General features: G+C 63.7%; 18 protein-coding genes and 1 pseudogene. 2 read left to right on the top strand and 17 right to left on the bottom strand.

What is annotated here, in order from left to right; translation table 11 throughout:
• Positions 1-5 precede the first annotated feature (5 nt).
• The 6 genes from bamA to frr all read right to left on the bottom strand — a co-directional run bounded on the left by bamA (position 6) and on the right by frr (position 7375).
• Entirely contained in the window at positions 6-2525 is a 2520-nt protein-coding gene (gene bamA, locus BIWAKO_RS23570; RefSeq protein ID WP_069880722.1) for an outer membrane protein assembly factor BamA, read from the bottom strand.
• A 269-nt stretch (positions 2526-2794) separates the two neighbouring features.
• Positions 2795-3946: an RIP metalloprotease RseP gene (gene rseP / locus BIWAKO_RS23565; RefSeq protein ID WP_069880721.1), complete on the bottom strand. Its 1152-nt coding sequence runs from the start codon at positions 3944-3946 to the stop codon at positions 2795-2797.
• Positions 3947-3969: 23 nt separating this feature from the next.
• Positions 3970-5148, bottom strand: coding sequence for a 1-deoxy-D-xylulose-5-phosphate reductoisomerase (gene dxr / locus BIWAKO_RS23560; RefSeq protein WP_069880720.1), 1179 nt, complete (start codon positions 5146-5148; stop codon positions 3970-3972).
• A 7-nt stretch (positions 5149-5155) separates the two neighbouring features.
• Positions 5156-5986, bottom strand: coding sequence for a phosphatidate cytidylyltransferase (locus tag BIWAKO_RS23555; protein ID WP_069880719.1), 831 nt, complete (start codon positions 5984-5986; stop codon positions 5156-5158).
• Positions 5983-6744 carry an isoprenyl transferase gene (locus BIWAKO_RS23550; RefSeq protein WP_069880718.1) on the bottom strand — a complete coding sequence of 254 codons (762 nt, stop codon included), beginning with the start codon at positions 6742-6744 and terminating at the stop codon, positions 5983-5985. Before BIWAKO_RS23550 ends, BIWAKO_RS23555 begins: the two co-directional genes overlap by 4 nt.
• A 67-nt stretch (positions 6745-6811) precedes the next feature.
• Positions 6812-7375, bottom strand: coding sequence for a ribosome recycling factor (gene frr / locus BIWAKO_RS23545; protein WP_069880717.1), 564 nt, complete (start codon positions 7373-7375; stop codon positions 6812-6814).
• A gap of 249 nt (positions 7376-7624) precedes the next feature.
• On the opposite strand from frr, the gene BIWAKO_RS23540 reads away from it, so the two are divergent.
• Positions 7625-8038: a VOC family protein gene (locus BIWAKO_RS23540; RefSeq protein ID WP_069880716.1), complete on the top strand. Its 414-nt coding sequence runs from the start codon at positions 7625-7627 to the stop codon at positions 8036-8038.
• 28 nt (positions 8039-8066) lie between these two features.
• Here the strand turns inward: BIWAKO_RS23540 and pyrH are convergent, their stop codons facing one another.
• The 10 genes from pyrH to dnaE form a co-directional block, all read right to left on the bottom strand.
• The gene (gene pyrH / locus BIWAKO_RS23535) at positions 8067-8774 is read right to left on the bottom strand and encodes a UMP kinase (RefSeq protein ID WP_069880715.1); all 708 of its coding nucleotides are present in this window, start codon (positions 8772-8774) and stop codon (positions 8067-8069) included.
• Positions 8775-8880: 106 nt separating this feature from the next.
• Positions 8881-9804 (bottom strand): translation elongation factor Ts, encoded by a 924-nt coding sequence (gene tsf / locus BIWAKO_RS23530; RefSeq protein ID WP_069880714.1) that lies wholly within the window; start codon positions 9802-9804, stop codon positions 8881-8883.
• 203 nt (positions 9805-10007) lie between these two features.
• The gene (locus tag BIWAKO_RS23525) at positions 10008-11012 is read right to left on the bottom strand and encodes a 30S ribosomal protein S2 (RefSeq protein ID WP_069880713.1); all 1005 of its coding nucleotides are present in this window, start codon (positions 11010-11012) and stop codon (positions 10008-10010) included.
• A gap of 161 nt (positions 11013-11173) precedes the next feature.
• Positions 11174-11500 (bottom strand): MmcQ/YjbR family DNA-binding protein, encoded by a 327-nt coding sequence (locus BIWAKO_RS23520; RefSeq protein ID WP_069880712.1) that lies wholly within the window; start codon positions 11498-11500, stop codon positions 11174-11176.
• 69 nt (positions 11501-11569) lie between these two features.
• Positions 11570-11968, bottom strand: a complete 399-nt coding sequence (locus BIWAKO_RS23515) for a pore-forming ESAT-6 family protein (protein WP_069880711.1) — start codon at positions 11966-11968, stop codon at positions 11570-11572.
• Positions 11969-12204: 236 nt separating this feature from the next.
• On the bottom strand, positions 12205-12648 hold the full coding sequence (locus BIWAKO_RS23510) for an EVE domain-containing protein (RefSeq protein WP_069880710.1): 444 nt from the start codon (positions 12646-12648) through the stop codon (positions 12205-12207).
• Between the two features lie 10 nt (positions 12649-12658).
• On the bottom strand, positions 12659-13030 hold the full coding sequence (locus BIWAKO_RS23505) for a VOC family protein (protein WP_069880709.1): 372 nt from the start codon (positions 13028-13030) through the stop codon (positions 12659-12661).
• 69 nt (positions 13031-13099) lie between these two features.
• The gene (locus BIWAKO_RS23500; RefSeq protein WP_069880708.1) at positions 13100-13792 is read right to left on the bottom strand and encodes a helix-turn-helix transcriptional regulator; all 693 of its coding nucleotides are present in this window, start codon (positions 13790-13792) and stop codon (positions 13100-13102) included.
• 9 nt (positions 13793-13801) lie between these two features.
• Entirely contained in the window at positions 13802-14416 is a 615-nt protein-coding gene (pncA, locus tag BIWAKO_RS23495) for a bifunctional nicotinamidase/pyrazinamidase (protein ID WP_069880707.1), read from the bottom strand.
• A 17-nt stretch (positions 14417-14433) separates the two neighbouring features.
• Positions 14434-17907, bottom strand: coding sequence for a DNA polymerase III subunit alpha (dnaE, locus tag BIWAKO_RS23490; RefSeq protein ID WP_069880706.1), 3474 nt, complete (start codon positions 17905-17907; stop codon positions 14434-14436).
• A gap of 351 nt (positions 17908-18258) precedes the next feature.
• Between dnaE and BIWAKO_RS37160 the strand changes: the two are divergent.
• Positions 18259-18825: pseudogene (locus BIWAKO_RS37160) on the top strand (DMT family transporter); the annotation flags it as partial.
• Positions 18826-19300: 475 nt separating this feature from the next.
• On the opposite strand, the gene BIWAKO_RS23475 reads toward BIWAKO_RS37160, so the two are convergent.
• Complete coding sequence (locus BIWAKO_RS23475; RefSeq protein ID WP_069880703.1) at positions 19301-19990, bottom strand: ABC transporter ATP-binding protein; 690 nt, start codon at positions 19988-19990, stop codon at positions 19301-19303.
• Positions 19991-19994 lie beyond the last annotated feature (4 nt).

The following is a 19994-nucleotide window of genomic DNA, read 5'->3' as shown; positions in this document are numbered from 1 at the left end:
CCGCGTCAGAAGCGGGTGCCGCCGGAGAAGCGGAAGGCCTGCAGACGGTCGCCGCCGTAACGGACGCCGGTGATCGGATCGCGCGTACCCTCATCCTTGCTAAGGGCATAGGCATAGTCGAACCGGATCGGCCCGAGCGGCGACTGCCAGAGCAAGCTCGCGCCGATCGAAGACCGGATGACGTTCTTGTCGCGGACGCAGGCCACGTTGCTCTGGAACTGGGACGTGCTCGGGACGTTGAACTGCCGGGGCTCGGAGCCGCCCGGGCAAAGCCCGTTCGTCGTCGGGATCGCACTGGTGATCACCTTCGAGCCGCCATCATAATCGAACAGCGTGCCCGCATCGGCAAAGATCGCGCCACGCAGGCCAAGGTCACGCGGCAAGCCCCAGATCGGGAACTGCACTTCGACCGAGCCGCCGAAGTAGGTCTGGCCGCCGAGAGCGTTCGCCGTCGGGTCGTTCAGCACGTCGCGCGGGCCGATACCGGACGGGGCGAAACCACGCACCAGGCTCGGGCCGAGGAAGTAGTGATCGATCATGCGCAGGTTACCCTCCGTCGCCTGGACGTGACCGCCCTGGACGCGAAGGAAGCCGACGACATCGTCAAAGATCTCGCGGTAGTAGCGAGCATCCGCCGCGACGCGAAGGAACTTCGAGTCGCCGCCGAGACCAGCGAATTCCGGCTTCAGTTCGGCAATGAAGCCGTTGCGCGGGGTCTGGTAATTATCGAGCGAATTATAATTGAGCGTCAGGCCCACAAGGGAGGTCAGCGTCGAGCCGCGAGCCTCCTTGACCGCGAGCGTCGCTTCGCCATTCGTCAAGCAGTTGAAGGACTGCGTTGCGGCAAAGCTAGAATTCGGCGTTCCGGGCGTGATCCCGTCGATTGGGAACGAGCAGTCGTTATACGGCCGGCTGGTCGTGTTCGGGATCTTGATCTCGGTCGTATAGAGCGAGTAGCGCGGCGTGATCGAGAACTCTTCCGTGATCGGGAAGGTGAAGCGAACCTGACCGCCCGTCACGCGGCTTTCGTAGCGGCCGATATTGTAATTGTCGTTGTACTTCGAGAACAGATCGAAACCGGCCGCAATACGGCGACCAAGGAAATAGGGCTCTGTGAACGAGAAATCGATGCCCTGGGTCCGCTGTCCAAGCGTACCGGCAATCTTCACGAACTGACCGCGGCCAAGGAAATTGGCTTCCGACAGCGAGACTTCGCCGATGACACCGTCAGACGTCGAGTAACCGCCCGCGATCGAGAAGGAGCCGGTGGCCTTGTCCTCGACATCGATGTTCATGATGACCCGGTCAGGCGCGCTGCCCGGCTCGTTCGTGATGCGAACCTTGTTGAAGAAACCGAGGTTGTTCAGGCGCCGCTCGGCGCGATCAACCATCACCTTGTTGTAGGCATCGCCTTCGCCCAGATCGAGCTCGCGACGGACCACATAGTCGCGGGTACGCGTGTTGCCGCGCACATTGATGCGCTCGACATAGACCCGCGGGCCCTCTTCGACAACATAGGTGATGCCGATCAGACGGCCAGCGGCGTCACGGTCACCGCGCGGGCGAACCTGCGCAAAGGGATGACCGCGGCGCGACACTTCTGTCGTAAGGCTGACGAGGGACTTCTCGACCGCCTCGGCATTGTAGGTATCGCCAGCCGAGGTTGCGAGGAGCCTCTGCATCGTCGCGGAGTCGATATCGCTGAGCTGAGAATCGACCGCGACGTTACCAACCTTGTACTGCGGCCCCTCATCGATCGTGACGTCGATGACCCAGCCACCCTTGGCATCGTCGAAGCGAGCGTCACTCGCGACGACCCGGAAGTCGGCATAGCCGTTCTTCAGGTAGAAGCGGCGAACCAGATCGAGATCGGACGCGATACGATCGGGATCATAAACGTCGGAGGTCTTGATGAAGCTGAGGAAGTTCGATTCCGTCGAGCTCATCAACCCACGCAGGCGCGATGCCGAATAGGCGCCGTTACCCGCGAAATTGATTTCCTTGATGCCGGTCTTGCCGCTCTCGGCAATCGTAAACACCACATCCGAACGGCCATTGGGCAGGGGCGCGATGCGCCCAGAGATCGTTGCGGTGCCGTAGCCAGCCCGACGATAGACCTCCTTCAGGCGCTGCACGTCGGAGTCGATCAACGCTTGGCTCAGCGGGCCACGCGCCTTCGATTCGACCTGCTGCAGCAAAACCTCGCTCTTGAGGCGCTTGTTGCCTTCGAAGGCGACGCGATTGATCGTGTCGTTCTCGTGAACCGAGATCACGGTCTGGTTGCCGCGGCGGCTAACCTGGACGTTCGAGAACAGCCCGGTCGCCATCAGGCTCTGCCGAACCTCCTGCGGACCACCCTGCCCTGCATAGGACCGAATGGTCTCCGCATCGACGCGGCGGTTGCCTTGGACAATCACGGCCTGCGCAAAAACAACGCCACCGCTAACGGCCAACATAAAGGCCGAAAGTCCGACTGATCGAGAGAGCCGCATTTTGAAAGACCGGCTCTTTGGGGTCGACGTCATCGGGTCGCCTATTCCATTTAGTAGGTCACCACCCCAACCGGGGACACCTGCCTTTGGGCAGGTGCATGGCGACATTGCAGACCAATCGCTTCTACAAAGTTTCCGACGAGGTGCAAACGAACATTGTCGTTAACAAATTATTTTTAACCTCGTCGTTGCCAGGAGGCCACGCGCCCCCCCGCAAAGCGCCCGATTCGACGAAGCTTTTGCGCCTATCGGCAATGAATCTTGCCGCCGGTCACATCATTCGTGGGCTTGCCAGCCGGAGTCTACAGTCGCGAGTGGACGTGGACGATGTCATTCCACGTCACGAAGAGCATCAGCATCAGGACCAGCCCAAAACCGACCCGAAAGCCGATCTCCTGGGCGCGCTCGCTCAAGGGGCGGCCGCGGAGAGCCTCGATCGCATAGAACATCAGATGTCCGCCATCGAGCATCGGAACCGGCAAAAGGTTCATCAGGCCGATCGAGACCGAGAGAATCGCCGCAAGATTGATCAGCGCGAGCAGACCTCCATTGGAAGCAACCATCCCTGAAACCTGGGCGATGCGGATCGGCCCCGAAAGTTGATCCGTCGATTCACGACCGCTCATCAATTTGGACAGATAGTCATAGGTCCGGTCGACCACGAACCAGGTCTCGGAGAATCCAACCTTCACGGCTTCACCGAGGCTGTAATGCTGGGTCGTCCAGTCCTCGGCCCGGCGGGAGGCCTGGACCCCGATAACGCCGATGCGCTGTTTGCCGAGCGCCGTCGATGTCTCGTTCAGATCAGGCGTGACAGGCAGGGTCACCATCGTGCCCGCGCGATCGACCGTCACCGAAAGGGTCTCGTTCGGGTGTGTCGAGACCACTCTTTGCATGTCGCTGAAGCTGCGGATCTGCTTGCCGTCGATCGTCAGGACAACGTCCCCGGCGAGCAGACCTGCGCGCTCAGCGGCCTTCCCGGCAATCACCTGCTCAACCCGGGGCGTCAGGACCGGGCGACCGAAGGCGTAGACGGTCCCGGCAAAGATGAGGATGGCCAGCACGAAATTGGCAATCGGGCCGGCCGCGACGATCGCCACCCGTTCAGCGATCGATTGAGCCGGGAAGGAACGTGCTCGCTGTTCCGCCGTCATGCGCTCGACTTCAGCGCTGTCGGCTGCGGAGCTCGAGGGATCCGCATCACCCGAGAACTTCACATAGCCGCCTAGCGGGATCAGCGCGAAGCGCCAGCGCGTGCCGTGCTTGTCAACGAATCCGAAAATCTCGCGGCCGAAGCCGATCGAGAACACTTTCACGTCGACGCCGCACCAACGACCGACGAGGAAGTGCCCAAGCTCGTGCACGAATACAACGATGGTCAGGACAAACAGGAACGGCACCAGGTAACTGAGCAGGAAGCTGCCCGAGTTCCAGACGGTCGCTGCAATATCCATAAAATTCTCCCGATTCCTGTCCCTTACGTGACAGTGAAGGTGCCCTTCGACAAGAGCAGGCGAGCGCGGTTTCTCGCCTCATGGTCAATGGCAAGGGCAGCTTCAATGTCGACCGGTGCCGCGATGTCAGCACCGAGCCCGCTACAGACGGCCTCGACGAGAGCCGGGATGCCGGAAAAGCCGATCCGTCCGGCAAGAAAGGCCTCGACCGCGACTTCGTTGGCGGCATTGAGGATCGCCGGCACCGCGCCTCCGGTCTCCAACGCTGCCATCGCCAGAGCAAGCGCCGGAAAGCGGGCAAGATCAGGGCGTTCGAAGGCCAGCGGCGCAGTCGTCACGAGATCGACGAAGCGCGTGGCCGGCGCATCGAGCCGGCCGTCGACGCCAAGGCAATGCGCAGCCGCAACCCGCATATCCGGAATTGCCATGCCTGCAGTGACCGAGCCATCGCGGAAGGTAACGAGACCATGCACGATCTGCTGAGGGTGCACCAGGACATCAAGCTGATCGTGCTTCAGCCCGAACAGGAAACAGGCCTCGATCAGCTCAAGACCCTTGTTCATCATGCTGGCGGAGTCGATCGTGATCTTGGCGCCCATTGCGTAATTCGGGTGGGCCAGAGCCTGCTCCGGCTTGGCCGCCGCAATTCGTTCTGCCGACCAGGTGCGGAAGGGCCCCCCCGATGCCGTCAGCGTCATGGATCGGATCGCCGAGATCGGCTCAGCTCCAAGCGCCTGGAAGAGAGCATTATGCTCCGAATCCAGCGGCAGGATGCGCGCGCCCACGGCCTTGGCCTGCGCCATCACGGCAGCGCCAGCACAAACCAGGCTCTCTTTGTTGGCGAGGGCAATCACACGGCCAGGCGTCAGCGCGGCAAAGGTCGCTTCCAGACCGGCAGCCCCTGCTATGGCACTGACGACAATGTCGCTCGGCATCGCGACCGCGTCGAGAACGGCCTGCCGCCCCGCCCCGCTGTCGATACCGCTACCGGCCAGGGCCTGCGCCAGAGCTCCGCCTCCCGACTCGTCCGCCAAAGCGGCAAAGCGGGCACCTGTTTCGACCGCCACCCGGGCGAGGCTCGCAGCGTCCCGCCCACCGACCACGACATCGATCTTCAGGCGATCAGGATTCTCCGAGACGACGTCGCGCGTCGACCGGCCGATGGAGCCTGTGGCTCCAAGAAGAGTGACGAGACGGCGCATGACGTCTTCAGAACTCCAGATGCGCCAGGAAAAGTGCAGCACCAGCAAGGACCAGCACGGCCCAGTAGCCATCAAGCCGATCGAAAAAGCCACCATGGCCGGGGATCAACTTGCTTGAATCCTTGGTGCCAAAGCGACGCTTGACGGCCGATTCAAAGAGATCGCCAGCCTGACTCACGATCGAGGCCGAAAGCGAGGCAGCGATCACAAAGACCGGACCCACGACTGCGGCCGCCCCCGGGGTCAACACCCAGACGACATAACCACCAAGCGTGCCGGCAGCGGTTCCGCCGAGGGCGCCGGACCAGGTCTTCTTCGGGCTGATCGCAGGCATCAGCTTCGGCCCACCAAGAGCCCGCCCCGTAAAATAGGCGGCAATATCGGTCAGCCAACAGACCGCGAAGGTCCAGATGATCACAGCAAACCCGAAGTCCGGCAGCGCACGCAGCGCTGGCGTGATCAGGGCAAAGGCGAGCGCGTAGGCAACACCGCAGGCCTCCAGCCAGTTCCGCTTTTCGAGAACCGGGGTCAGGAGCGCCCCAAAGAACGCAGCGAAGGCGGAAACACCGGCGAGCGCCACTGGACTGATCGGGGCGAAGCCAAGCGCCAGGCCGGCAATCGCAACGCCGATGCCTGCCGGCACCGCATTCCGGCGGCTCACGATCGCGAGCCATTCATAGGCGACCAATCCGGCAGCCAGCGCCCAGATGAGCCTGAACGGCCAGCCCCCGACAAATGTCGCAGCCACAATGCCCGCGGCCAGCACCAGCGCGGATGCGATACGCAGCTTCAGTTCGCTCGGGCCGGCGGCCGGACCGCCGGAAGGTTGGTCACTCACGCTACGCCCACATTGCGGCCGGATGGCTCCGACACGCCGCCGAAACGGCGTTCGCGGCGGCGATACTCGGCCAGCGCTTCTTCCAATGCCGCGCGATCGAAATCCGGCCAGAGTACCGGGGTGAAGACGAACTCCGCATAGGCGGCCTGCCAAAGCAGAAAATTCGAGATCCGTGTCTCGCCCGATGTGCGAATGACGAGCTCGGGGTCGGGCAGGTCTGCGGTATCGAGCCGCGCAGAGATACTGCTCTCATCAATGGTGGTTGCGTCGACAAGGCCTGCCGCGACATCCGAGGCCAGTTGGCGCGCCGCTCGGACGATCTCGTCGCGCGAGCCATAATTGAAGGCGACGACGAGCGTCATTCCCGTGTTGTTGCGCGTGGTCACCTCGGCGTGCTCGACCAGACGGCGCAGATCGGGCGCCAGATCGCTCCTGCCGCCAATGACCCGGACCCGGACCCCGGCCGCACCGAGTTCGGTCAGATCCTTCTCGATGAAATGCTTGAGCAGCGTCATCAGAAACGACACTTCGGCAGCAGGCCGGCGCCAGTTCTCCGTCGAGAAACTGTAGACCGTCAGTATCTCGATGCCGAGATCGCTGGCGTTGCGGACGGTGCGGCGCAAGGCCTCCAGCCCGCGCCGATGCCCTTCATGTCGCGGCAGGCCGCGCAACTGAGCCCAGCGCCCGTTGCCGTCCATGATCACTGCGACATGGGAGGGCCCTGCAGCCTGGACCTCCGGACGCTGGCCTGCTGACATTCTCGTGCCTCTTTCGGCGTTGCGTCCCGGATCATAGCCGGCGGCTCAAACCCGCCGGGCAACAGGATCAGACGTGCAGGATTTCCTTTTCCTTCGTCGCCAGCGCCTGATCGATCTCGGCGATATGCTGGTCTGTGACCTTCTGGACCTGATCCGACTCGCGCGTCACGTCATCCTTGGTCAGGTGACCGTCCTTCTCGAGCTTCTTGATCACGTCGATCCCGTCGCGGCGGACATGGCGCACTGCGATCTTGGATTCTTCGGCATATTTATGCGCGACCTTGACCATCTCCTTGCGGCGCTGCTCGTTCAGCTCCGGAATCCGGATGCGCAGCACCTGCCCTTCTGTCTGGGGGTTGAGGCCCAGATCGGATTCGCGGATCGCCTTCTCCACCGCCTGGACCATGCTGCGGTCCCAGACCTGGACACTGAGCAGGCGCGCTTCAGGCACGCTGACAGTGGCAAGCTGTGTCAAGGGTGTACGCGCGCCATAAGCCTCGACCTGGATCGGATCGAGAACATTAGCGGAGGCGCGGCCGGTGCGCAGGGAGGCGAGATCGCCCTTGAAGGATTGCACCGCGCCTTGCATCCGACGCTTCACGTCGGCGAGGTCGAATGTCGTCTGGGCCATTTTAGTCGAGACCTTGCAGATAATCGAAAACCGGCGCGACCATGGCCGCGGCCCCGCTCAGGGTCAAGGATTTCATGTGCCAACAGCACCTTCGCGGGGCAATCTGCAAGGGAAAAACGCCTGAGGCAGGTCGGCATGGCGGACAGGTGATCCGGAACGGTGGCAAGACCAGGCGCCGCTTCCTAGCTTTAAGGTCGGGCCTCGACCGTGACGTCGCGGCCGAGCACAACCGAACCACGAGGAGACCCCTTGCCCCGTCTGAACCGCATCATTGAAACTGCGCTCTATGTCGACGATCTCGATCGCGCGCAGGAGTTCTATGAGACGAAGCTCGGATTGAAGCCGATGCTGAAGACGAGGACGCTATTCGCCTATGATGTTGGCGGGACGAGTGTCCTTCTGCTCTTCCTTCGAGGACAATCTCTCCTCACCCAATCATCAGCCAAGGGCAGTATTCCACCGCATGACGGCAGCGGACCCCTGCATATCTGCTTCGCGATCGACACCAGCGAACTCACAGCCTGGGAAGAGCGGCTGCAGCAGCATGGAATCGATATCGAGGGCCGGATGAGCTGGGATCGCGGCGGAAACAGCCTCTACTTCCGTGATCCCGACGGCCATCTGCTGGAGTTGATGACGCCGGGGATCTGGCCGAACTACTGAGCCTTGTAAACCGCGAGGAATCCGGCGGTCAGGGCGTCACATAGGTTGCCCTGCCCTCGCCGCGCAGAACGGCCGCAAGCGCGCCCGTTTCGGCGATCGAGAAGACGACGATCGTCAGCCCGGCGTCGCGCGCCAGCGCAAAGGCAGCCGTATCCATCACCTTGAGATCATGCCTGATCGCCTCGGCATGAGTCAGGCTCTCATAGCGCTTGGCATTCGGATCCTTCTTCGGATCGGCGGTGTAGACGCCATCGACCTGCGTCGCCTTCAGCAATTGCTGGCAGTCGAGCTCGGCCGCCCGAAGGGCCGCTCCGGTATCGGTGGTGAAATAGGGATTACCCGTGCCACCGCCGAGAATGACGACCTTGCCGTGGCTGAGATGGTCGAGCGCGCGCCGGCGAGCATAGCTCTCGCAGAGCGAGGGCATGGGCACAGCCGACATGGCGCGGGCCGGGGCGCCGGCGATCTCGATGGCATGCTCGAGCGCAAGCGCGTTCATCACCGTGCCGAGCATGCCGATCGAATCAGCGCTTGGTCGATCAAGGCCCTTGTTCAAGCCTTGGACCCCGCGAAAGAAATTGCCGCCGCCGACGACGATCGCAATCTCGACGCCTTCATGCGCGGCCTTCGCGATATCGGCTGCGAGCGCAGTCAGTGTCGTACCGTCGAGGCCGGATCCAGCTTTCCCCGCAAGGGCTTCGCCGGAGAGCTTCACAAGAACGCGTTTGGGTCTCACCGGCTTTCTCCATGGGCTGGGACGGCGCGATTCGGCACCAACATCGTCTTCTTACAAAAAAGGCCGCGCAGAGCGCGGCCTTTTTCAGATCCTATCAACCGGCTTATCAGCCCGTCGTGCCGCCAGCCGCTGCGACTTCAGCGGCGAAATCGGTTTCTTCCTTCTCGATGCCCTCGCCGAGCGCGAAGCGAGCGAAGCCGGTCAGCTTGACCGGAGCACCAACCTTGCCCTCCGCTTCCTTCAGCACCTGGGCCACGGACTTCGAGCCGTCATGGATATAGGCCTGCTCGAGCAGGCAGTACTCCTTGGCGTAGCTCTTCAAGCCGCTCTCGGTGATCTTCTCGAGCACGTTGGCGGGCTTGCCGGCATTCTTCTCGGCCAGGATCGCCTTCTCGCGCTCCAGGATCACCGGATCAACCGAAGCAAGATCGAGCGCGACCGGATTGGTGGCGGCGACGTGCATGGCAAGCTGACGACCGAGGGCCGCAAGCTCTTCGCCCTTGCCGGTCGTCTCGAGACCGACGATGACGCCGATCTTGCCGAGACCATCGGCGACCGAGCCGTGGACGTACTGGCCGATGACGCCGGCGCTGACCTTGACCTCGGCGACACGGCGCAGGGTCATGTTCTCGCCAATCGTGGCGATGGCATTGGCGATGGCGTCAGCGACGGTGCCGCCGCCCGGATAGTGATGGGCGAGCAGCGCCTCGACGTCGCCGCCGCGCTCCAGCGAGACGTCGGCGATCGTGCGGGCGAGCGCCTGGAACTCGAGATTACGCGCAACGAAGTCGGTCTCGGAATTGACCTCGGCGACGACACCGCGGTTCTCGGACACGGCCACGGCGACCAGGCCCTCGGCGGCAACGCGGCCGGCCTTCTTCGCGGCCTTGGCAAGGCCCTTGGTGCGCAACCAGTCGATGGCGGCCTCGATGTTGCCGTCGGTCGCGGCCAGCGCGGTCTTGCAATCCATCATGCCCGCGCCAGTCTTGTCGCGGAGTTCCTTCACCATGCCGGCGGTGATCGCAGCCATCTGTCGTTCCTTGCTGTCATGTGCCGGGCCTGCGCAACGACGCTGGCGGCCAACGGCACGGTCTTCGATTTCAGAGCGCGCCATAGCGCGAAGGGAAAACGCCGACGCTCCGTGACCGGCCGTCGGCGTGACTTCATTCATTTGCCGCGCATTGCTGCGCTGCCGAGGCGACGCGCCGATGACGCGCCGCCCTGAGCTTGCTCTCAGGCCTCGGCGAGATCGCGCGCCTGGGCAACCCAGCCGTCGCGCTCGATGCGACCGCCGAGCTTCAGATCGGCATCAACCTTGACGACATCGGCCGGCGACATCGCAGCGATCTGCCAGAAGTGGAACAGGCCACCGTCGTTGAGCTTCTGAACCAGCTCCGGCCCCATGCCGGAGAGCTTCATGAAGTCGTCCGGCGCGCCGCGCGGCGCGGTCAGCAGCTCGAACACCGGGGCAGCGTCTGCGGCCGGCTCGATGATCGCCGTCTCAACGATGGGGGCCTCGGCAGCGCCGAGATCGATGCCATGGTCGCCCGAGGCGCGCGAGATGCCATCGATGGCCGAACGGGCGATCAGATCGCAATAAAGCTGGATGGCGCGGCCGGCGTCGTCATTGGCAGGCACCGGGTAGGTGATGCCGTCCGGATCCGAGTTCGAGTCGACAATGGCGGCGACCGGGATGCCGAGGCGCTGGGCCTCCTTGATCGCGAGCGCTTCCTTGTTGGTGTCGATCACGAAGATCATGTCGGGCGTGCCGCCCATGTCCTTGATGCCGCCGAGCGCCTTCTCGAGCTTGTCGCGCTCACGCGCCAGCATCAGGCGTTCCTTCTTGGTCAGGCCGGTGCTGCCGCCATTCAGGAGCTCGTCGACCTTGCGCAGGCGCTGGATCGAGGCCGAGATGGTCTTCCAGTTGGTCAGCATGCCGCCGAGCCAACGGGAGTTGACGTAGTACTGAGCCGACCGCTTGGCAGCGTCGGCGATCGAGTCCTGCGCCTGGCGCTTGGTGCCGACGAACAGGACGCGGCCGCCACGGGCCACGGTGTCGCTGACAGCCTGCAGGGCGCGCGAGAGCATCGGCACCGACTGCGACAGGTCGAGAATGTGGATATTGTTGCGGGTGCCGTAGATATACGGCGACATCTTCGGGTTCCAGCGGTGAGCCTGGTGGCCGAAATGCGCGCCGGCTTCGAGCAACTGGCGCATGGAAAAGTCTGGCAGAGCCATGATTCGATCGTCCTTCCGGTTGAGCCTCTGGGGTGCGAATGAACAAGGCATGGACTGCCTCGTCACCGGAACGCCTCGGAAGTGAGGCGATGCTCCCCATGTGGGATGGCCTGCGCCTTACACGGGAAACTGTGCCAACGCAAGGCTCGCACCTCAGCAGGTCATCGGCGTCGCGGCTTCTTCTGGGCGCCAAGTCGCCAGGCTGCCTCGAGCGCGCCGGCAAGTTCAGCCAGGCTGAGCCTGGAGAGATCGGCTGTCGTCCAGCCCCTCCTGCCCCAGGCATTCGAGACCGGGCTGAGGGCGTCCGGAGCCATCAAGCATCTGAACTCCTGATCCTCGGGCGAGAAGCAGAAATTCGCACTGCACCCGTCAGGAGCGAGAGTGACGTAGATTCGTGAGACCTTGAACGCGGCACGGTCGAAATGTGGAACCTCGACCGTGCCATCCAGAGCCAACGCCAGACGGCGCAAATCATCTCCCGTCGCCATCGACCGCACCTCCCAGGCCCGGGGCGGATTCAGCCAAAAGCCGATTTCGCGGGGCCTCAGCGAGGCCGGCTATTTTGGCAAGGCTGCGCCCGCTTGTTTCACCACATTGCCGATCTGCTTGCAGTAGGTCGCGGCCGACGCGTTTTGAGCCTTGGCTATGGCCTCGATATCCTGCGTGACGCCCATCATCGCGATCGTACCCTTCTTGCCCTGCGCTTCGGCGGCGTCCCCACCGCTCTTGTCGGCAGGCGCCGGGATCAGGCCAAGCATCTTCTTCTGGATCTCGACGACATCAGCTCCAACGTGACCTTTCTCATTGCAGTAGGTCAGTATTCCAAGCTGATTGCGGCCCAATTGATAGGCGACCGCGAGTTGGTCCGCCTGGCTCTGCGCAAGGGCGCCTGGACCAGCAGAGAGAACGGAAACCACTGCGCCAAACACGCAAATGGGTTTCAAAAGGAACGCCATAACGACTTTTCCCTCAAGCAATGAGCATCGGAACGATGCGTGCCCCGCTTCCCCAAGGGCGTGACTAACCCTGCAATGAGGTCAAGACAATCGCGCGACGGTTATGGCAGGAGGCACTCAACCGGAGGTCGCCCCGTCCCGCGCGAGCCCGCGCGCTCGACAACAGCCTCGAGCGCTCTTCGGCCTGGAGACGGACAGCGTCCCGTCTTACGACGACGCGGCTCATGCGCCTGATGTCACGCTGCTTTCACGGCGTCCGGCGCGCACGCAGACATGGCTTGAGAGATCAGCGTGAAGTCATGGGCGCTGACGGCGACCAGCCCGAAGCGAAACAGGTGGCCCCAGTTCAACCGCCCGGATGTCAACTCCAGCCTGTCGAGCAAGGGCTTGATCGAGGCTTCGGAGGCGGCCAGCCAGGCGACATCGCGCCGGGAAGGCCGAAAGCCGGCCCCCATATCGGCACGATAGGGCTCGCCACCGCATACCCGGCCGATGGCGGTGAAGGCTTGCAATCTCTCCCCGCCGCCGAAGGTTTCAGTCGGCGAGTAGTAGGCGATGCCATCACCGGCCCGAATACGGCGCAACGGGCCGGCCTTGCCATGGCAAACCTGCATGAAGCCTCCGGCCAGTCCGAGCCGGACATGCTCGGCCGAAGCGACAGCGATCCAGTAACCGGTCATGCCCGCCTCCTCAGACTTCGGTGGGAGCGAAGACACGCAGACGATGGCTATCCGGGTCTGCCGCAACGAAGGTGCGGCCGAAATCGAGATCGACCGGTTCCTGAAGGATCGTGATACCCTGCTCCTTCCACTCCCTATGGATCGCATCGACCTGATCGGCGCTACCGACAGGCATGCCCAGCTCTCCGCCGCCTCCGACTGCTTCTGCTCCGGGCTGGACCGTATGACGCGACCAGAGCCCGAGCATGATGCCCGACTTCAGCGCGAACAGAGCGAAGGTCGGCGAGGTTTCAACGGGTTCGGCTCCGAGCAGTGCACGATAGAAGCGGCAGCTCGCGGCCGGGCTGTCGACGTAGAGGATGACGAAACTGGCGTTCTGCATCGGTCATTTCTCCGGTTGGGCGATGAGGAGATCCTAGATGCAGATGCTGCCAATTTCCGGCAGTGTCGGTCACGATTGCTGCGGGATTCCCTCGCGCTCGCGCCACTGCTTCAGCAAGCCCTGGCGCCGGTGGGGGTAGCGGATGTCGAGCGGCTGAACCTGCGAAATGCGGTCGGCGCGAAAATGCCGGAAATCCTGCCGAAGCTCGCACCAGGCGACGACGACGCGGACATGGTCGAAGAAGCTCAGGGCAAAGGGCCAGACCACCCTTTCGCTAGCCTGGCCAGTGCCATCACGGTAGAGGATCGTGAGCTTGCGTTCGGAACGGATCGCCTTGCGGATGGCCGAGAGATCGACGTCTTCCGCCATGATCGCCGCACCTGGGCCGACCAACAGGGCTGACGCCTCAGCACCATCGCGCAGATCACCGGGCAGGACCGCGAGGATTTTGGCCAACGCATCGCGCGCCGCCAGGGCAAGACGGTCATCGGCCCGGTCGGACACCCAGCGCGAGCCGAGCACCAGTGCTTCGATCTCATCCTCGGAGAACATCAGAGGTGGCAGCATGAAGCCCGGTTTGAGAACATAGCCCAGTCCCGGCTCGCCCTCGATCGGAGCGCCTTGCGCCTGCAACGTGACGATGTCGCGGTAAAGGGTGCGTATGCTGACACGCAGTTCGTCGGCGAGCCGCCGGCCGGAGACCGGGCGACGATGGCGTCGCAGCAGTTGGATCAGATCAAGCAGGCGTTGCGAGCGCGACATTTGCTGGCGTCACATCGGTAACTCCTGCGGGGTGAACCGCCTCACCCCAAGCGCGGTCATGTCGGACCAGGCTCTTGCCAGGGAGCCATCGAGATCGATCCCTCGGCAAGCCTCCTCGACGACAAAGGTTTCCAGCCCGCTCCGGACGGCATCCTGCGCCGTCCAGTTGACGCAGAAATCGGTGGCGAGCCCGACGATGGCGATCCGCGAGATGCCGCGCTCCTTGAGATAGCCCCCCAATCCTGTTGGTGTCATGCGGTCGGCCTCGAAGAAGCCGGAGTAGCTGTCGACCCCGGAGCGATAGCCCTTGCGGATGATGGCCTGGGCATGAGGCAGGTCGAGGCCTGGATGAAATTCCGCGCCGCGCGTGCCCTGGACACAGTGCTCAGGCCAAAGCACCTGCTCTCCATAGGGCATGGTCACGCTCTCGAACTGGTTCCTGCCGGGATGGTGCGAGGCAAAGGAAGAGTGCCCCGCCGGATGCCAGTCCTGGGTCAGCACAACCGTTTGAAAGCGGCGACCGAGCGCATTGACCACGGGTATGATCTGGTCTCCGCCAGCAACGGCGAGACGGCCGCCCGGGCAGAAATCGTTCTGCACATCGACGACAATCAGCGCTGTCATGCTGCCCTCACCGCTTCTCAGCGCAATTCGACGCTGACCACGCCCGGCGCCGCCCGTACCGCATTGGCAATCTGCTGGTTGACCGGGTAGCGGCCCGGCAACTCGATCTCGACCTCCTGCGCGCCATCATCGAGGATCATGATCACCGCAACCTTGCCCTCGGCGCGGGTGCCTTCACGCGGGCGAATGCGTTCCGCAATGCTGCCCAATGCCCTGTCGTCGCGCAAGTAGACCAGCAGATCCTGTTTCTGGCGAGCGGCCAGATCATCGAGCACCTCGACGTCCTCGATGCGTGGTCGAACATCCTCGCCATCGAGCACCGCGCTGAGACGCAATACCAGAGCCCGACCGGGCTCCAGCAGATCGCGGTACCGCTGCAGTCCCTCCGAGAACAGGATCGCCTCGAACTGCCCGCTGGGGTCTGACAGGTTGACGATGCCCATCTTGTTGCCGGACTTGGTGCGCCGTTCCGATTTGTCGATCACCGAGGCGGCAACTTTGGCGACGGAGGTCCCGTTTGCCCTGACCGTCTTGGCAAAATCGGCAAAGCGCTGAACGCGCAGCCGCTTCAGCACATGTTCGTAATCGTCGAGCGGATGACCCGACAGGAAGAACCCGACGGCGTCATGTTCACGCCGCAGTCGTTCGGCCGGCGCCCACGGCTCCGTCGGTGGAATGCGAAAAGCCTCCGCGACGGAGCCCCCGCTGAAGAGTTCGGACTGGCCACCCGCCACGGCCTCGCGCGTACGGTTCGAGAGCGCCAGCATGCCGTCGATCGCGGCCATGGCACGGGCGCGGTCCTTCTCCAGCGGATCGAGCGCACCAGCGGCGATCAGGGCCTCGATCGTGCGGCGGTTGACGAGCTTGGTGTCGATACGGCGAGCAAAATCGGCGAGATCGCGGAACGACCCGTCCGAACTGCGCGCCACGACGACGGATTCGACCGCCGTGCGCCCGACCCCCTTGATGGCGCCGAGCGCGTAGCGGATCGCGCCATCGGCCACGTCGAACTCGACGCCCGAGCGGTTGATCGACGGCGGCTCGACCGTGATGCCGAGACGCTCGGCATCACGCCGGAATTCCGAGAGCTTGTCGGTGTTGCCCATGTCGAGCGTCATCGACGCGGCGAGGAACTCGACCGGGAAATTCGCCTTGAGATAGGCGGTCTGGAACGCGACGACGGCGTAGGCGGCGGCGTGGCTCTTGTTGAAGCCATAGTCGGCGAATTTCGCGAGCAGGTCGAAGATCTCGGAGGCGATGCTCTTCGTCATGCCGCCCTCGACGGCGCCTTTCACGAAGCGGTCGCGCTGGGCGTCCATCTCCGCCTTGATTTTCTTGCCCATGGCGCGGCGCAGCAAATCCGCCTCGCCGAGCGAATAGCCCGAGAGCGCCTGCGCCACCTGCATCACCTGCTCCTGGTAGACGATGATGCCATGCGTTTCGGCCAGGATCGGTTCCAGCTTCGGATGGAGATAGGTGGGATCCTCCAAGCCGAGCTTGCGGCGGCAATAGGTCGGGATGTTGTCCATCGGACCCGGCCGGTAGAGGGCGACGAGTGCGATCAGATCCTCGATCCGGTCGGCCTTCATCTCGACCAGGGCCTTGCGCATGCCCGCCGATTCAACCTGGAACACGCCGACCGTCTCGCCGCGCGCCAGCATCTCGTAGCTCTTCGGATCGTCGAATGGCAGTTGGGCGAGGTCGATCTGGATGTCGCGCTGGGCAATCAGGGTCACAGCGGTGGTCAGCGTCGTCAGCGTCTTGAGGCCGAGGAAGTCGAACTTCACCAGGCCGGCCTGCTCGACCCATTTCATGTTGAACTGGGTCACACGCATCCCGGTGCGCGGATCGACCGACAGCGCGACGAGTTGCTCGAGCGGCCGATCGCCGATCACCACGCCTGCGGCGTGGGTCGAAGCGTGGCGGTGAAGTCCTTCCAGTTTCTGGGCAATTTCGAGCAGGCGGGCCACAACCGGCTCTTCGTCCGCAGCCGCCTGGAGCTTCGGCTCGCCAGCGATCGCCTCCGGCAGCGAGATCGGCTTCGCCGGGTTCTGCGGCACCAGCTTGGTCAGCTTGTCGACCTGGCCATAGGGCATTTCCAGCACGCGGCCGACGTCGCGCAGCACGCCGCGCGCCAGCAGCGTGCCGAAGGTGATGATCTGCGCAACGCGCTGCTCACCGTAGCGCCGCTTGACGTAGTCGATCACCTCTTCGCGTCGGTTCTGGCAGAAATCGATGTCGAAGTCCGGCATCGAGACGCGGTCGGGATTGAGGAAGCGTTCGAAAAGCAGGCCGAAGCGGAGCGGATCGACGTCGGTGATGGTCAGCGCATAGGCAACAAGCGAACCCGCGCCGGAGCCGCGTCCCGGCCCGACCGGGATGCCCTGGTCCTTCGCCCATTTGATGAAGTCCGAGACGATGAGAAAATAGCCCGGGAACTTCATGCGGTTGATGATCGAAAGCTCGAAATCAAGCCGCGATTCGTATTCGCCGACCGTGTAGCCCGAAGCCGGGCCGTGCTTGGACAGCCGAGCTGCCAGACCGGCACGCGCCTGGGCTTCGAGCTCCTCTGCCTCGTCGCGTCCCTCCTCACCGAAACGCGGCAGGATCGGCTTGCGTGTCGTGACGCGCCAGGTGCAGCGCATCGCGATCTCGACGGTCGCAGCCAGCGCCTCCGGCAAATCGGCGAAGCGGCGCTTCATCTCGGACCGGGTGACGAAGAAATGCCCTGGCGTCACCCGCCGACGCTCGCCGTCTGAGACCAACCGCCCTTCGGCTACCGCAAGCAGCGCGTCATGCGCCTCGAAATCCCCGGCCTTGGCGAAGAAGGGTTCGTTGGTCGCGACGATCGCGAGATCGGAATCATAGGCGAGCCTGAGCAGATGTGCCTCGACGGCAGCCTCGCCATCACGGCCGTGGCGCTGGAGCTCGACATAGAGCCTGTCGCCAAAGATCTCGGTGAGCTTTGCCAGGCGGGCGCCAGCCTGCGCCACCTGCCCGGCACGCAGGGCGCTGTCGATCGGGCCGCCCGGGCCACCGGTCAACGCGATCACGTCGTCATGATGTGCCGTCAGCTTCTCGAGTGACGAAATCGGCTGCCCGGCGCCCCCGCTGGCAAGGCACGCTTCCGTGACGAGCTTCATCAGATTGCCGTAGCCCGCCTCGGACATGGCAAGCAGGACGATGTGCGGTACGCCCTGCGCCTGACCGGGCCGGCGGCCGCTATCCGCCTCGTCGGCGAAATCCACCGAGAGCTGGACGCCCACGATAGGCTGGATGCCGCCACCAGCGAGCTTCTCGGAGAATTCGAGTGCGCCGAAGAGGTTGTTGCTGTCGGTCAGGGCCAAAGCAGGCTGGCCGTCCGCAGTCGCGAGCTTGGCCAGCGTGCTGACCGTCATGGCCCCTTCGAGCAGTGAATAGCTCGAGTGAACGTGGAGATGGACGAAACCCACCTCGGACAGAATGCGGGACCGGCCCTGCTCTCGACTCATCGGGTCACCTCGTCCGCCCTTATGGAGCGAGCCCACCGGTCCAGTCGAGAGACTTTCCGCCGGCTGTGGATGGCTCAGACGCTAGGAGCAGCGAGCAGCGCCGCCCAGAGCCAGATCATCCCAAGGAAGAGGCCGAGCGAGGCAAGCTCCACCATTCCGACGACCAGCTTACGTGCTAAAACCATCTTGACCTCCAGATGTTCGCTATATGTCCATCATAATTCCTGTTTTGTTCTCGTCAATCGCGCAGCGTTAGTTCCATTCTGGACGTCTGGATGGAGGTTAATATCCCCTTGATGGTGGTGGAAGGCGATTAACCCTTCGGCGTAGGTCGCGTACGCATTCGCGCCGATGCATTCAGGCTCGTACACGGCTGTTGGCGTCGCGGAAGCTGCTAGAGAGCCGCATGGACCAAAGTTCAGATGCCTCCGGCGCTTCCGTCGCCAAGCCCCACTCAAAACCCGCCGAGGCGAACAGCAGGACGAGCGCGCGTTGGCCTCGAACTGCACTCGCAGCCCCGCGCTGGGCATCGTCCTGATGGCCATATCGATGCTGTTCATCCCCGGCGCGGATGCGATCGGCAAGTATCTCAGCGGGGCGCACTCCCCGGCCTTTCTAAGCTGGGCTCGCTATGTCGCGGCGCTCGGCTTCGTACTGCCTGTCGCGCTGTATGTGCAGGCGCGCGCGCCGGCGCCGCTGCTTGGCCGCAACCAGATCCTGCCGCAGCTTCTGCGCACCGCCTTCCTGGTTGGCGCGATGACGCTCTATTTCACCGCGATTGCGCGCATTCTGCTTGCCGACGCGCTGGGGGCCTACTTCATCGCGCCAATCATCGCGACCCTGCTGGCCGCGATTGTCCTGCGCGAGCGGCTTGACCGCCGAAAGCTGGCGGCCGTCATTCTAGGCTTCATCGGAGCCACGCTGATCGTGAGACCGGGCGCTGACGGCAGTTCCGGCACGCTGATCGCGCGGGCGTCGGGCGGACTGATGGCGTGCTACCTCGTGATGCCCCGAGCGACCGCCCAGGGCAGCTCACCGCTGTCGGCCCTGACCATCCAGCTCGTCTTCGGCATCCTGTTGCTGGCGCCTATCGTGCTGTTCCAGTGGACGATGCCCAATCGCGAGGAGATTCTGCTGATCCTATTGATGGGCCTGCTTTCAGCCGCCAGCAACCTGCTCACGATCAGCGCTTTTCTGAATGGCGCCGGTCTCGACGCTGTCGCCGCTCGTCTATCTCGAACTGCTTGGCGCGACCGCGCTGGGTTACGCTATGTTCGACGATCTGCCATCGACCGCGACCTGGATCGGCATTGTCGTGATCGTGATTGCGGGCCTTGCAGTGGTGGCGCCGGTTCGTGGAAGGCGCAGGAGTGCCCAATAGGCTCACCCCGCGCTAGCGCAGCGGAACGACCAGCCCGTCCCGAATCGTCACCTGCCGGTCCATCCGCCGGGCAAGGTCGAGATTATGGGTCGCGATCAGGGCCGCGAGCCCCGAAGCCCGGGCCAGGGCGACCAGCGTGTTGAAGACATGGAGCGAGGTGTGTGGGTCGAGATTGCCGGTCGGCTCGTCCGCGAGGAGCAGACGGGGCGCATTGGCAACCGCACGCCCAATCGCGACGCGCTGCTGCTCGCCACCGGAAAGCTCGCCCGGAAGATGGTCGAGCCGTTCGCCGAGCCCGAGAAAGGCGAGCAGTTCAGTCGCCCGTTCCTCCGCTTCCCGCTTCCGCAGGCCGCGAATGCGCTGCGGCAGCATGACGTTCTCGAGCGCCGTGAATTCAGGCAGCAGATGGTGGAACTGGTAGACAAAACCGATCTCGGTGCGGCGCAACCGGGTGCGGCCCTTGTCGTCCAGCTTGCTGGTCGCGATTCCGCCCACGAAGACCTCGCCGCTATCGGGCTTCTCGAGCAGGCCGGCGACGTGGAGGAGCGTTGATTTGCCGGTACCGCTCGGCGCGACGAGCGCGACAAGCTCGCCCGGCCACAGTGCGAAATCCGCCTTGCGCAGGATCTCGAGCGGGGCGTCGGTCTGTGGGTAATAGCGCTCGATCTGGGAGAGGAAGAGCGCCGGTGTTTCGCGTTGCATGGCC

Origin of the sequence: Bosea sp. BIWAKO-01 (genome assembly GCF_001748145.1) — a bacterium.
Taxonomy (GTDB): Bacteria; Pseudomonadota; Alphaproteobacteria; order Rhizobiales; family Beijerinckiaceae; genus Allobosea.
The sequence above is the reverse complement of the archived record's forward strand: the minus strand, read 5'-3'. Positions and strand labels throughout refer to the sequence as shown.